The sequence below is a fragment of the Streptomyces sp. NBC_00038 genome (assembly GCF_026343635.1).
Classification (GTDB): domain Bacteria; phylum Actinomycetota; class Actinomycetes; order Streptomycetales; family Streptomycetaceae; genus Streptomyces.
On the sequence record NZ_JAPELQ010000001.1, the window covers coordinates 2,974,100 to 2,987,483 of the forward strand.

Below are 13,384 nucleotides of genomic sequence, written 5' to 3' on the forward strand. Positions count from 1 at the left end.
CTTACTCATCGCCCTAGTAGTTGCAGAGGTCCCGCGAGACCTGCGTCGGGTCGCTGCTCGCGCTGCCCCAGTTGTACTCGTCGAACTTGTTGGCCATCGCGCTGCCTTCTTCGACGATCACGTACGAGGTGTTGTCCCCCGCGTAGTCGGCGTGCCGGTACTCGTTGTCGGTGGTCTGCGACAGCCAGTCCGTCAGACCGCCCTGGTTGTTGAACATCGCGTGCTTGCCCCAGCCGACGTAGACGCTGGGCCGCTCCTTGCCGTAGCCCCAGTTGTCGGCGTTGATGTCGGCCGACTCGACCTTGGTCCAGTCGGACAGAGTCTTGTGGCCGCCGTGGGAGCTGAGCAGGAGCGAGGAGCGGGTCCACTTGTTGTCGCCCGCGTACTTCCAGGTGGTGACCACGTGCTCGAAGTCGTACGCGTGGCCGATGACACCGCTGAAGCCGTCCTTGGGGAAGAACAGCGTGTAGATGACCCGCACCTCGGTGCCGAAGCAGGTCTTCACCGTGGTGTACGTCGGGAAGTAGGTGCCGGGCGCGGCGCAGCCGTAGTCGGTGTCCGGCCACGGCTTCAGCTCGGCGGGCGGCGCCTGCTGGTCACCGTTGACGAAGGCGCTCGACGGCCAGCAGGTGTCGTTGCCGAGGGCACGGGCGAACTGCCAGTCAGGGGCTCCCGCGGCGATGAAGTCGTTGAGGTTGCCCTTCCATTCCAGCGGCTCGTTCGCGCTGGCGGTGGGGGCGGAGGCGAAGGTGCCGAGCACGGCGAGGGCCAGTGCGCCGAGGATCGTGCGGTGCGGGACGGCGGTGCGGAGGGGGCCGCGGGGGGCGTTCATGACGGTCCTTAGATCGGGGGGAACCGGATTGCTTTTGCGGTCGGACAGGGGGGCGCACCAACTCGCCACCGCCGTGAGGTGCGGCGGTGGCGAGTGAGGTCACGCGGGGAAGGGAGCCGTCAGCAGTAGAGGTTGGCTCCGGGCGTGACGCCGAGAATCCCGGTGAAGCGGTTGTAGGCGTCGACGCGGCTCTGGACCTGCGCGGGGTTGCGCCCGTCGCACTCCAGGGAGCCGTTGATGCTGCGGATGGTCTGGCCGAAGCCGGCGCCGTTGACCATGGCATTGTGCGGGGTCATGGTGCCGGGACCGTTCTGGGTGTTCCAGTACCAGAGGCCGGTCTTCCAGGCCACCGCGGCGTCGTTCTGCACCAGCCAGGGGTTGTTGAGCAGGTCGATGCCGAGCGCGTCGCCCGCGGCCTTGTAGTTGAAGTTCCAGCTGAGCTGGATCGGGCCGCGGCCGTAGTACGCCGCCTGGCCGGCCGGGCAGCCGTAGGACTGGCCCCAGTCGCAGTAGTTGGGGTAGTTCGCGGTGTTCTGCTCCACGATGTGGACCAGACCGCCGGTCTCGTGGTTGACGTTGGCGAGGAAGGCCGCGGCCTCCTGCTTCTTCACCGTGTCGCTGCCGGTGTTGGCGAACGCCGGGTAGGCGCTCAGGGCGGCCGTCAGACCGCTGTACGTGTAGAAGGAGTTCCGGCTCGGGAACATCTGGTTGAACTGCGCCTCGGTGACGACGAATCCGCTCGGGGTGCCGCCACCGCCGGTGGCCGGAGCCGTCCACTTCTGGTTCGCGGCGCCGGTGCAGGTCCAGATCTGCAGCCGGGTGCCGTTGGCCGAGTTGTTGCCGGCGACGTCGAGGCACTTGTTCGCAGCGGGGTTGACGATGTCGCGGGCGGCCGTCACGACCCATTGCTGGTTGGCGCCGCCGACGCAGTCCCAGAGGTGGATCAGCGCGCCGTCGGCGGTCGAGTTGTTCGAGACGTCCAGACACTTGCCGAGCGCCCGGATGGTGCCGTCGGAGCCGACGTTCCACTGCTGGGCGCCGGTGCCGTTGCAGTCGTAGAGCTGCACCGCGGTGCCGTTGGCGCTCGAAGCGCCCGCCACGTCGATGCACTTGCCCGCAAGACCGCTGATCTGGCCGGTGGCGGCCGCGGCGGGAGACGCGGGCAGCACGCTCAGCAGGCCCACGACGAGGGAGCAGGCGGCGGCGTAGGCCGCACGCCTCCAGCCGTTTCTCATGCCCATGTCATACCTTTCGCCGTTTTGCGCTCAAGTGGGGAGTCGAAAGAGGGGGGTTGAACCTTCGCAAGTCCTTCACCGCTTGTTTTAAGGCGTGAACGAAACCGCGTCAAGGCTCTGGTATGGACCAATTGGGAACGGCGTCCGAACAGGCCACAGAATGGCCAAAGGGCCCTGGTCCTGACGCGAGTTGCGCCAGGACCAGGGCCCGTCGAGAGGCGGGAAGGTCAGACTCCGGCAGGTTCCGGTGACTTGTCCTCGTCGCCCGCGGTGGCAGCGGTGGCAGCCGTCCCACCGGACTTCGCAGCCCGCTTGGCCGCCTTCTTCTTCGCCCGCCGCTCCTTGCGGAGTTCGACCACGGTGTACAGCGTCGGCACCAGCAGGAGCGTCAGCAGCGTCGACGTGATCAGGCCGCCGATGACGACCACGGCCAGCGGCTGGGCGATGAATCCGCCTTCGCCGGTGACGCCGAGGGCCATCGGAAGAAGGGCGAAGATGGTCGCGAGCGCTGTCATCAGGATGGGACGGAGCCGGTGCCGGCCGCCCTCGACGACCGCCTCGACCGTGCCGTAGCCCTGCTTGCGGTACTGGTTGATCAGGTCGATCAGCACGATGGCGTTGGTGACCACGATGCCGATGAGCATCAGCATGCCGATCATCGCCGGGACACCCATCGGAGTGCCGGTGGCGACCAGCAGACCGATCGCGCCGGTCGCCGCGAACGGGATCGACACGAGCAGGATCAGCGGCTGGATCAGCGAACGGAACGTCGCCACAAGGAGCATGAAGACGATCGCGATCGCCGCCAGCATCGCCAGGCCCAGCGCCGCGAACGAGTCGTCCTGGTCCTGCGAGACACCGCCGATCTCCGCCGTCGCACCCGCGGGCAGCTTCAGCGCGTCCAGCTTCGAGGTGAGGTCCGCGCTGACCGCGCCCGTGTTGTCACCGGTCGGCTTCGCCGTGATGGTGGCGGCCCGCTGCCCGTCGATCCGGGTCATGGAGACCGGACCGTCGACCAGTTGCACCGTCGCGATGTCACCGAGCTTCACGGCACCCAGCGACAGGTTCTTCAGCTCGGCGAGCGTCCGAGCCGGCTTCGCCGACTTGATGACGACGTCCCGCTCGGTGTCGTCCAGGATCGCCTTGCCGCTCGTCGTGCCGCGCACCGCCTCACCGACGGCCGCGCCGAGCGTCGCGTCGTTGAAACCGGCCGCCGCCGCCTTGGAGTTGGCCTTGACCGAGATACGCGGGACGCTCTGCGCCAGGTCGCTCGTCACGTCGGTGACGTCGTCCAGCTTCGCGACCTCGTCACGGACCTCTTCGGCCGCCTCGCGCAGGACGTCCGCGTCGGCCGCCTTCACGACGACGCTCAGGTCCTGGCTGCCGAACCCGTCCCCGGCCGCGACCGTGGTCGTACCGACACCGGAGAGCTTGCCGAGCCCCTCCTCGATACGGTCCTGGACCTCGTCGGCCGAGGCCGAGTCCTCCAGCATCACCTGGTACGAGGCCTGGTTGGTGTCCGTGCCACCGCCGAACGCGGCCATGAAACCGGACGAACCGATGGTGACCTGGTAGTCCTTGATGCCGTCCACGCCGGCGAGCATCTTCTCGACCTGCTGGGCCGAGGCGTCGGTCGCCGCCAGGCTGGTGCCCGGCTTCAACTCCTGCTTGACGGTGAGGACTTCCTGCTCGCCCTGGTCGAAGAAGTTGGTCTTCAGCAGGGGCGCCATGCCGAACGTGCCGACGAGGACGACGATCGCGATCGCCACGCTCGTCAGCCTGCGCCGGGTCGCGAAGCGCAGCACGGGAACGTAGAAGCGCTGGAGACGGCTGCGCGCCTCCTTCTCCTCGGCCTTGCGGCGCGCCTCCTCGGCGTCCGCCGGGGTGCCCTTGGGGGCGCGCAGGAACCAGTACGACAGCACCGGTACGACGGTCAGCGAGACGAGCAGGGACGCGAGCAGCGCCGCCGTGACCGTCAGGCTGAAGGAGCCGAACAGCTCGCCGACCATGCCGCCGGTGAGACCGATCGGCAGGAAGACGGCGACCGTGGTGAGGGTCGAGGAGGTGACCGCGCCGGCGACCTCGCGGACCGCCTTGAGGATCGCCTCCTCGCGCTCCTCGCCGTACCCGAGGTGCCGCTTGATGTTCTCCAGGACGACGATCGAGTCGTCGACGACCCGGCCGATCGCGATGGTGAGCGCGCCGAGCGTGAGCATGTTGAGCGACAGGTCGCGGGTCCACAGGACGATCAGCGCGAGGACCACGGACAGCGGGATCGAGACCGCGGTGACGAGGGTCGAGCGGATCGAGGCCAGGAAGACCAGGATGACCAGGACGGCGAAGAGGAGACCCAGCGCGCCCTCGGTCGTCAGACCGTCGATGGACTTCTTCACGGCCGGACCCTGGTCGCTGACGACGGTGATCGTCGCCCCCGCGCCCAGGTCCTTGCGCATGTCCGCCAGCTTGTCCTGGACCGCGTCGGAGATGGCGACCGCGCTGCCGTCGTGGTCCATGGTGACGTTCACGGCGAGGCTCGGCTCGCCGTCCGTACGCGTGATGGAGTCGGCGGTGGCCTGCTCCTCCTCGACGGTGGCGACGTCGGCGAGGCGTACCGGCTTCTTGCCCGGGGCGCCCGTGACCATCAGGTCCTGGATCTGCTTCAGCGAGGTGAAGCCGCCGCCGACCTGGACGGTGCGGTTGCTGCCGTCCTCGTCGAAGGAGCCCGCCGGGACGGTCACGCCGCCCGCCTGAAGCGCCTGGCCGATCGCGGCCGAGGTGAGCCCGGCCTTCGCCGTCTTCGTGGCGTCGGGCGTGACGGTGACCTGGAGGTCGCGCACACCGTCGACGGTGACCTGTCCGACCCCGTCGATGCCCTTCAGGTCGGGCACCACCGTCCGGTCGAGCTGGTCGGACAGCGCCTGCTGGTCCCTGTCGGAGGTGACGGCGAGGACCACGGTCGGGATGTCGTCCGTCGAACCGGCAATGACCTGCGGGTCGACGTCGTCCGGGAGCTGGACGCGGGCCCGGTTGACGGCCTGCTGGACATCGGCGACGAGCTGCTTGGTGTCGTTTCCGTAGTCGAAGGACGCCATGATCACGGCGTTGCCCTCACTGGCCGTGGAGGTGACGCCCGTGATGCCGTCGACGGATTCGAGGTTGTCCTCGATGGGCTCGACGACCTGCTTCTCGACCACATCGGGAGAGGCACCCTGGTACGGCGCGAGCACGGACACCATGGGCAGTTCGATGGTGGGCAGCAACTGTTGCTTGAGCTGGGGTATCGCGATCGCTCCGAAGGCGAGCGCGACGATCGACATCAGACCTATGAGGGCCCGTTGCGCGAGGCTGAATCGGGACAGCCAGGACATGGGTGGCGGGTCTCTCTTCTGTGGTGGCTTCTGAGGTGTGCGCGGCAGGAGGGGCACATCTGAGCGCCCCGCCTCACACCCTGAGCCATCACCGGTGGCCGATCCGTCGCCCCCAGGTCCATTTCCTTATGCGGCTCCTACTGCGGCCGCAGTACGCCCCGGTGGAGCTCACTCCACCCTTGGACGTACCAGCCCCGATTCGTACGCGATCACGACGAGCTGGGCCCGGTCCCGCGCGCCCAGCTTGGCCATGGCCCGGTTGACGTGCGTCTTCACCGTCAGCGGGCTCACTTCGAGGCGTTCGGCGATCTCGTCGTTCGAGTGCCCGCCCGCGACCTGCACGAGCACCTCGCGCTCGCGGCCGGTGAGCGCGTCGAGCCGCTCGGCGCGGGCGGGATCCCGCTCGTCGTCCAGGCCGTCACCCTGCGCGAGGAACTTCGCGATCAGCCCCTTGGTGGCCGCCGGGGACAGCAGCGCCTCGCCGCCCGCCGCGATCCGGATCGCGTTCAGCAGCTCCTCGGGCTCGGCCCCCTTCCCGAGGAACCCGGACGCGCCCGCGCGCAGCGACTGCACCACATACTCGTCGACCTCGAAGGTCGTCAGCATCACGACCCGTACGTGCGCGAGCCCCGGGTCGGCGGTGATCAGCCGGGTGGCGGCCAGCCCATCGGTCCCCGGCATCCGGATGTCCATGAGCACCACGTCGGCCCGCTCCTGCCGCACCAGCCGTACGGCCTCCGCGCCGTCGGACGCCTCGCCGACCACCTCCATGTCGGGCTCGGAGTCGACGAGCACCCGGAAGGCGCTGCGCAGCAACGCCTGGTCGTCGGCGAGCAGGACACGGATGGTCATACGGAGGCCCCCCTGGCAGGCGTGAGGTTCTTGACCGGAAGGATCGCATGGACCCGGAAGCCGCCTCCGTAGCGGGGACCGGCCGTGCAGCTCCCGCCGAGGGCGGTGACCCGCTCGCGCATGCCGAGCAGCCCGTGCCCGCCGCCCTCCTGCGGCGCGTGCTCGGCGGACTGCCCGGGCCCGTTGTCGAGAACGGTCACTTCCACGTTCGGTCCCACCCGTACGACGCTGACCTCGGCCTTCGCCTCCGGGCCCGCGTGCTTCTGCACATTGGTGAGGGCTTCCTGGATCACGCGGTACGCGGCGAGGTCCACGGCGGCGGGCAGGCCGGCGTCCTGCTCGGCGCGGGCCACCTCCACCGGGAGCCCCGCGTTGCGGAAGGTGTCGGCGAGCTCGTCGAGGCGTCCGAGCCCCGGAGCCGGCTCGGTGGGCGCCTCCGGATCCCCGGTCTGCCTCAACAGGCCGACGGTGGCGCGGAGTTCGTTGAGTGCGGACCGGCTGGCCTCGCGTACGTGAGCGAGCGCCTCCTTGGCCTGGTCGGGCCGCTTGTCCATCACGTGCGCGGCCACTCCGGCCTGCACATTGACCAGGGCGATGTGGTGCGCCACTACGTCGTGCAGATCGCGGGCGATGCGAAGCCGTTCCTCGGCCACGCGACGGCGGGCCTCTTCCTCCCTGGTCCGCTCCGCGCGTTCGGCGCGTTCCCTTATGGCGTCCACGAAGGCGCGGCGGCTGCGTACGGCGTCGCCCGCGGCGGCGGCCATGCCGGTCCACGCGAAGATGCCCAGGTTCTCCTGGGCGTACCAGGGCAGCGGGCCCGCCAGCATCGCGGCCCCCGTCAGGACGGTCATCATGAGCAGGCCCACGCGCCACGCCGTGTGGCGGTCCGTGGCCGAGGCCACCGTGAAGAGGGCAACGACGGCGGACATCGCGACCGGGGCTCTGGGGTCGCCGACCACCAGCTCCACGAGGGAGACGGTGCCCGTCGCGGCGAGGACCGTCATCGGGGCGCGGCGGCGGAAGACCAGGGTTGCCGCGCCGAGCACCATCAGGGTCAGGCTGAGGGCGTTCGGGGTGCGGGTGATCCAGGTCGCGCCGTTCTCCGCGTGGGGGTCCACGAAGGAGCCGGCCAGCATGCAGGCGAGGACGCCTGCGGCGAGCGTGGCGTCCACCGCCAAGGGGTGGGCGCGGGCTCGGCACCTCGTGCGCTCTAGGGGGGTGCTCACGCCGTTCACGGTACGGGGCGGTTGCGGGGGTTGGAACGGGTGCCGGCCGGCGCTGCCGGGCGGGTGGGTTTTCGCCCCCTCCGCCCCTACCCGTCCCGCACTTCCGGGCTACGCCCGGTTCAGCCCGTCCGGCGTTTGAGGACGAGCGCGTCAGCGCGACAGCGGGGGTCTGGGGGCGCAGCCCCCAGGAACGGGACGGGAAGGGGCGGAGGGGGCGAAAAACGTCCGCCCGCAGCCGTCAGCCAGGGATCAAGCCGTCGTCGCTCAGCATCTCGCGGACCTCCGCGAGGGTCGCGTCAGGGGACGGGAGGATCAGTTCCGACGGTTCCAGTGCGTCGTCGGGGAGCGGAGCGCCCAGGCGGCGGACCTCCTCCAGGAGGGCACCCAGCGTGCGGCGGAAGCCGGACTCGTCGCCGCTCTCGATCTCGGCGAGCAGCTCGTCGTCCAGCTTGTTCAGTTCGGTGAGGTGGACGTCGTCCAGCCTCACCTGCCCCTCCCCCATGATCCGTACGATCATGTCGCCCTCCTAAGGCGTGGGCTACTGCTTGTCGAAGCGGGGGGTGTCCTGCGGCTGGGACTGCGACTGGCCCTGACCCGTGCCGCCCTCGATCGCCGGCTTCGCCGCGGAACCACCGGCCAGCTCGGCCTTCATGCGCTGCAGTTCCAGCTCTACATCCGTACCACCGGAGAGCCGGTCCAGCTCGGTCTGGATGTCGTCCTTGGCCAGACCCGACTGGTCGTCGAGGGCACCCGAGGCGAGCAGCTCGTCGATCGCGCCGGCCCTCGCCTGGAGCTGCGCGGTCTTGTCCTCGGCACGCTGGATCGCCATGCCGACGTCGCCCATCTCCTCGGAGATGCCGGAGAAGGCCTCCCCGATCCGGGTCTGCGCCTGCGCCGCGGTGTAGGTGGCCTTGATGGTCTCCTTCTTCGTACGGAAGGCGTCCACCTTGGCCTGGAGCCGCTGCGCCGCAAGGGTGAGCTTCTCCTCCTCGCCCTGGAGGGTCTGGTGCTGCGTCTCCAGGTCGGTGACCTGCTGCTGGAGCGCGGCCCGGCGCGACAGCGCCTCACGGGCCAGGTCCTCACGGCCAAGGGCGAGCGCCTTGCGGCCCTGGTCCTCCAGCTTGGAGGACTGGTTCTGGAGCTGGTTCAGCTGCAGTTCCAGGCGCTTGCGGCTGGTCGCCACATCGGCGACACCGCGGCGCACCTTCTGGAGCAGCTCCAGCTGCTTCTGGTACGAGTAATCGAGGGTTTCGCGCGGGTCCTCGGCCCGGTCAAGGGCCTTGTTCGCCTTCGCGCGGAAGATCATCCCCATACGCTTCATGACACCGCTCATGGGCTTCGCGCGCCCCCTTCTGACGGACTCCAGCTCCAGGTACTGCAACAGAACCCACAGTACGGGCCCTGCATCCATTACCGCACTGTTCGGGGACGGATGCGCTCATCCCCAAGGACGACTGCGTACGACGCCGCTCCGGCGTAGGGAGTAGGTGGATCTCGGGGTCCACCAGGGGTTCCTGCGGAACACCTGGGGAATCCCTGCGAGCCCGCCCGGCGAAACCATGCGCAACGTCCCGTCTGTCCCAGTACTTTCCCAGTACAGACGTACGGTGTTGCCGGATCGTTCCCCACTCGAATGACGTCCATGCGCGCACACCGCGTACCCTTGGGTTTTGTGTTCCGTAGCCGTGCCAAGGAAGAGAAGGCCCCCGCCGACAAGGCGGGCGTGACCGACTCCAAGCAGACCCGTGACCCGCAGGCCCCCAAGGGCCGCCCCACGCCCAAGCGCAGTGAGGCCCAGACCCAGCGTCGCAGCGTGGCGAACACGCCGACGACGCGCAAGGAGGCGTCCAAGCGGAATCGCGACGAGCGTCGCACCGCGATGGAGCGGCAGCGCCAGGCGCTGGCCAACGGCGACGAGCGCTATCTGCCCGCCCGCGACAAGGGCCCGGTGCGGAAGTTCGCCCGCGACTTCGTGGACTCGCGGTTCTGCATCGCCGAGTTCTTCCTGCCGCTGGCCGTGCTCATCCTCGTGCTGAGCATGGTGCGGGTGGGCTCGCTGCAGAACATCGCGCTACTGCTGTGGCTCGTGGTCATCCTGCTGATCGTGGTCGACTCGATCGGCATCGCGATCCGCCTGAAGAAGCAGCTGAGCACGCGCTACCCCGACCTACCCAAGAAGGGCGCGGTCGCCTACGCGCTGATGCGCACTCTCCAGATGCGTCGACTCCGGCTGCCGAAGCCGCAGGTCAAGCGCGGAGAGCGGCCCTGAGCGCGACATCTTTCTCCGGGGGCGCGGTGGATGCCTGGCTGAGCAAGCTGGGCGGACTGCGTGATGTCGTACGGCAGGAGCTGGTGGCCCGGCAGCTCGACGAGCAGATAGCCGGGCGGTATCCCGTCGGGCAGCGGCTTCGGGTGCTGGACGTCGGGATGGGCCAGGGCACGCAGGCGCTGCGGCTGGCCCGGGCCGGGCATCAGGTGACCGGGCTCGAGCAGGACGCGAAGATGATCGCCGTGGCCCGTCAGGCACTGGCCGCCGAGCCCGAGGGCATCCAGGGACGCGTACGCCTCATTGAGGGCGACGGGCGCGAGACGGGCGTCCACTTCCTGCCGGGCAGCTTCGACGTGGTGCTGTGCCACGGCGTACTGATGTACGTCCAGGAGCCCGACCCGCTGCTGGCGGGCCTCGCGCGGATGCTGGCCCCCGGCGGGCTGCTCTCACTGCTCGTACGGAACGCCGACGCGCTGGCCATGCGGTCCGGACTCTCCGGGGACTGGGCGGCGGCGCTGACGGCCTTCGACACCACCGCGTACACGAATCGCCTCGGCCTCGACGTGCGCGCCGACCGGCTCTCCACGCTGACGTCGACACTCGCCGGCATCGGGGCGCCGTTGCGCGCCTGGTACGGCGTGCGGGTCTTCACGGACACCGCGGCCGACGGCGCCTCCCTCCCCGCGGACCTGGACGGTCTCCTCGCCGCGGAGGAACGGGCCGGGCGGACCGATCCCTATCGCCAGGTGGCGGCGTTGCTGCACCTGTGCGGGGTGCGGGGCTGACGACCCGTTCGGGTGCGCATCACAGGTCGGGGCAACTCCCCGAAAGGGACACTTCGGGCATGGATGCCTCCCGTACCCGTGCCCGGCTGTACCTCCCGCTGGCCGCGCTCGTCTGCTCCGCCGCTCTGATCGCCGGCTGCTCCGGCTCAGGGTCGTCGCCCGCGAAGGACGACACGACGACGCAGGCGGCGGCCCCGGCCGCGGCCAACGACCTCCAGGACGACTACCTGAAGGTGATCAAGGACGTACTGCCGTCGGTGGTGCAGATCCAGGCGAGCAGCGATCTGGGGTCCGGGGTGGTGTACGACGACAAGGGGCACATCGTCACCAACGCGCACGTGGTCGGGGACGAGAAGACCTTCAAGGTCACGACCGCCAACAACGAGGACGAGCAGACCGCGACGCTCGTCTACGCCTACCCGCAGCAGGACCTCGCCGTCATCAAGCTGGACAAGGTGCCGGACGGGCTCAAGGCAGCGGCCTTCGGGGACTCCTCCAAGGTGCAGGTCGGCCAGATCGTGCTGGCGATGGGGTCGCCGCTCGGGCTGTCGTCCAGCGTGACCCAGGGCATCGTGTCGGCGACCGGACGCACCGTCAGCGAGGGGAGCGGTGACGGCGGGACCGGCGCCACCATCGCAAACATGGTGCAGACCTCGGCGGCGATCAACCCGGGCAACAGCGGCGGCGCGCTGGTCGATCTCGACGGCCGGGTCATCGGCATCCCCACACTCGCCGCGACCGATCCCACCCTCGGGGCCGGCACGGCGCCCGGCATCGGCTTCGCGATCCCCGCGTCGATGGTCACGAAGGTCGCCGACCAGATCATCGAGGACGGCAGGGTCACCGACTCGGGGCGGGCGGCGCTCGGCATCACGGCCCGTACGGTCGTCGACGACGACTACCAGGCCGCCGCGGGGGTCGCCGTGGTCGAGGTGAAGAGCGGCGGCGCAGCCGACAAGGCGGGCATCGAGCCCGGCGACATCATCACCGAGCTCGGGGACACCGACATCACCACGGTCACCTCGCTCTCCGAGGCACTCGCCGCCGAGAAGCCGGGCGACAAGGTGACGGTGACGTACACGAGGGACGGGAGCGAGAAGACGGTGGATGTGACCTTGGGCGAGCAGTAGAGACGGCGGTGGGCACGTGGGTCGGCACGTGGGTGCCGGGGGCGGAACCCCGGCACCCGGCTGCGGCCCCGGCCTGCCTGCGCCTCCGAAGCCGCACGCAGGCCCGGCAGCCTCGACCGGCCTACGCCTCGGAAGCGGCGTGCAGGCTCATCGGCCCGTAGATCTGTGTGCTGTCCTCGAAGAGGAACACCTGTTCCGCACCGCCCTCAAGGAGCTCCTTCCACACCTCGCCGATCCAGGACTCCGCGTCCCCCTGCGTGGTGAACTCCTCGGGCTGCACCACGGGTTGGACCTCTGTCCCGTCGGCCTTCTCGAACCGCCACGTCCATGCCGCCATGTACGCCTCCCAGGTATGAGCACACTGCACAGCGGAAGCCGGACAAGATCCGGCTCCTGCCCGAAGCCTAGTCGGACCTGCAAGACCTCCGGGGACACGCGAAAATCATCCCCGTGGAACTGACTCTGCTCGGCACCGGCGCCCCAGACGGCCTGCCCCGCCCCGACTGCCCCTGCGCGGCCTGCGCGACCGCGCTCGGCGAGCACGCGCGGGCGGCGACCGCGCTGCTCGTCGACGGCACGCTGCTGCTCGACCTCACCCCCGGCGCGGCGTTCGCGGCCGCCCGCTCCGGGCACTCGCTGGGCGGCGTACGGCAGGTACTGCTCTCGCACCCGCACGACGGCCCCGCGGTCGAGGTGCCGGCCGGGCTGCCGCAGCCCGGCCGGGTGCCCGACGGGAGGGAGTTGGCGCTGCTGACGGGACACCGGGTACGGGCCGTGCCGATGGACGCGCCCGGCACGGGGTACGCGGTGACGGGGCCAGACGGGCAGCGGCTGCTGTACCTGCCGCCGGGCGCGGCGCCCGCCGGGCTGGACGTGAACGGCGACCCGCCGTACGACATGGTCGTCGCCGATGTCGTGGGGCGCCCCGACGCCCTCGCGAAACTGCGCGCGGTGGGCGCCGCCGGTCCGGCGACGGACGTGATCGCGGTGCATCTCGACCACGACGTGCCGCCGGGGGCCGAACTGCGGCGGCGGCTCGCGGCGGCCGGCGCACGTGCGGTGCCGGACGGGTCGACGCTGGACGTGGGCGTCTACGAGGACGTCCCCGACGTGCCGCGCCGCACGCTCGTGCTCGGCGGCGCGCGCTCGGGCAAGTCGGTGGAGGCGGAACGGCGCCTCGAGGCCTTCCCCGACGTCCTGTACGTCGCGACGGGCGGCACCCGCAACGGCGACAACGAGTGGGCCGCGCGCGTACACGCCCACCGCGAGCGGCGCCCCGGCTCCTGGCGCACCACCGAGACCTGCGACCTCGTCCCCCTCCTCGCGGAGAACGGCGCCCCCCTCCTCATCGACTGCCTCTCCCTCTGGCTCACCGACGCGATGGACTCCGTGAACGCCTGGGACGACGCGGAGTGGTCCGGCGGCGGGGAACGCGCACTCCGCGCCCGCGTGGAGGAGTTGACCACCGCCGTCCGGCGGACCCGCCGCACGGTCGTCGCCGTCTCCAACGAGGTCGGCTCGGGCATCGTGCCGGCCACGGCTTCGGGGCGGCGGTACCGGGATGAACTTGGGCGGTTGAACGCGGGGTTCGGGGCGGAGTGTGAGCATTTGTTGTTGGTGGTGGCGGGGCAGGCGGTGTCGCTACGGGGGTGAGGGGCCGCGGAGCGGCGCGGTGGTGGGGGCCGCG

General features: G+C 70.2%; 12 protein-coding genes. 4 read left to right on the plus strand and 8 right to left on the minus strand.

Going from position 1 to position 13,384, the window contains the following annotated elements:
• Positions 1-13: 13 nt before the first annotated feature.
• The 7 genes from OG219_RS13665 to OG219_RS13695 all read right to left on the minus strand — a co-directional run bounded on the left by OG219_RS13665 (position 14) and on the right by OG219_RS13695 (position 8,846).
• Positions 14-832 (minus strand): NPP1 family protein, encoded by an 819-nt coding sequence (locus OG219_RS13665; protein WP_266826285.1) that lies wholly within the window; start codon positions 830-832, stop codon positions 14-16.
• Between the two features lie 119 nt (positions 833-951).
• Positions 952-2,067, minus strand: a complete 1,116-nt coding sequence (locus OG219_RS13670) for a glycoside hydrolase family 19 protein (RefSeq protein WP_266826287.1) — start codon at positions 2,065-2,067, stop codon at positions 952-954.
• 227 nt (positions 2,068-2,294) lie between these two features.
• Positions 2,295-5,435, minus strand: coding sequence for an efflux RND transporter permease subunit (locus OG219_RS13675; protein WP_266826289.1), 3,141 nt, complete (start codon positions 5,433-5,435; stop codon positions 2,295-2,297).
• Positions 5,436-5,603: 168 nt separating this feature from the next.
• The gene (locus OG219_RS13680; RefSeq protein ID WP_266465025.1) at positions 5,604-6,287 is read right to left on the minus strand and encodes a response regulator transcription factor; all 684 of its coding nucleotides are present in this window, start codon (positions 6,285-6,287) and stop codon (positions 5,604-5,606) included.
• On the minus strand, positions 6,284-7,513 hold the full coding sequence (locus OG219_RS13685) for a sensor histidine kinase (RefSeq protein WP_266826291.1): 1,230 nt from the start codon (positions 7,511-7,513) through the stop codon (positions 6,284-6,286). The genes OG219_RS13680 and OG219_RS13685 overlap by 4 nt, the downstream gene beginning before the upstream one ends.
• Positions 7,514-7,751: 238 nt before the next feature.
• The gene (locus OG219_RS13690) at positions 7,752-8,030 is read right to left on the minus strand and encodes a hypothetical protein (RefSeq protein ID WP_266826293.1); all 279 of its coding nucleotides are present in this window, start codon (positions 8,028-8,030) and stop codon (positions 7,752-7,754) included.
• A gap of 21 nt (positions 8,031-8,051) precedes the next feature.
• A complete protein-coding gene (locus OG219_RS13695; RefSeq protein ID WP_266826295.1) occupies positions 8,052-8,846 on the minus strand; it encodes a PspA/IM30 family protein in 795 nt (264 codons plus the stop codon).
• Positions 8,847-9,155: 309 nt separating this feature from the next.
• On the opposite strand from OG219_RS13695, the gene OG219_RS13700 reads away from it, so the two are divergent.
• The 3 genes from OG219_RS13700 to OG219_RS13710 all read left to right on the plus strand — a co-directional run bounded on the left by OG219_RS13700 (position 9,156) and on the right by OG219_RS13710 (position 11,697).
• The gene (locus OG219_RS13700; protein WP_266826297.1) at positions 9,156-9,782 is read left to right on the plus strand and encodes a DUF3043 domain-containing protein; all 627 of its coding nucleotides are present in this window, start codon (positions 9,156-9,158) and stop codon (positions 9,780-9,782) included.
• Between the two features lie 83 nt (positions 9,783-9,865).
• Positions 9,866-10,567: a bifunctional 2-polyprenyl-6-hydroxyphenol methylase/3-demethylubiquinol 3-O-methyltransferase UbiG gene (locus OG219_RS13705; protein WP_266836086.1), complete on the plus strand. Its 702-nt coding sequence runs from the start codon at positions 9,866-9,868 to the stop codon at positions 10,565-10,567.
• A gap of 59 nt (positions 10,568-10,626) precedes the next feature.
• Entirely contained in the window at positions 10,627-11,697 is a 1,071-nt protein-coding gene (locus tag OG219_RS13710) for a S1C family serine protease (RefSeq protein ID WP_266826298.1), read from the plus strand.
• Between the two features lie 121 nt (positions 11,698-11,818).
• Here the strand turns inward: OG219_RS13710 and OG219_RS13715 are convergent, their stop codons facing one another.
• Entirely contained in the window at positions 11,819-12,034 is a 216-nt protein-coding gene (locus OG219_RS13715; protein ID WP_266826299.1) for a hypothetical protein, read from the minus strand.
• A 113-nt stretch (positions 12,035-12,147) separates the two neighbouring features.
• On the opposite strand from OG219_RS13715, the gene OG219_RS13720 reads away from it, so the two are divergent.
• Positions 12,148-13,350 (plus strand): bifunctional adenosylcobinamide kinase/adenosylcobinamide-phosphate guanylyltransferase, encoded by a 1,203-nt coding sequence (locus tag OG219_RS13720; protein WP_266826301.1) that lies wholly within the window; start codon positions 12,148-12,150, stop codon positions 13,348-13,350.
• The last annotated feature ends 34 nt before the right edge of the window (positions 13,351-13,384 follow it).